Genomic DNA, 281 nt, shown 5'->3' with positions numbered 1-281 from the left:
TCGCCGTCGTACTGACGACGCGGACGATCGTTGTCGTACCGACGCTCACCATCACGCTGGGGGCGGCGGTCACCATCGAACGAACGCTGCGGACGGTCACCATCACGACGCGGGCCGCGATCGCCGTCGTACTGACGACGCGGACGATCGTTGTCGTACCGACGCTCGCCATCACGCTGCGGACGACGGTCACCATCGAACGAACGCTGCGGACGGTCACCATCACGACGCGGGCCGCGATCGCCGTCGTACTGACGACGCGGACGATCGTTGTCGTACCG

The 281-nt window shown here is 66.5% G+C and carries 1 protein-coding gene; it reads left to right on the top strand.

The genetic code is table 11. The annotated features are described in order from the left end of the window. A partial coding sequence (locus QQX13_RS13810; RefSeq protein WP_301153695.1) for a hypothetical protein occupies positions 1–281 on the top strand: 281 nt, incomplete at both ends.

Origin of the sequence: Demequina lignilytica (assembly GCF_030418375.1) — a bacterium.
In the GTDB taxonomy this organism is placed as follows: Bacteria; Actinomycetota; Actinomycetes; order Actinomycetales; family Demequinaceae; genus Demequina; species Demequina lignilytica.
The sequence above is the reverse complement of the archived record's forward strand: the minus strand, read 5'-3'. Positions and strand labels throughout refer to the sequence as shown.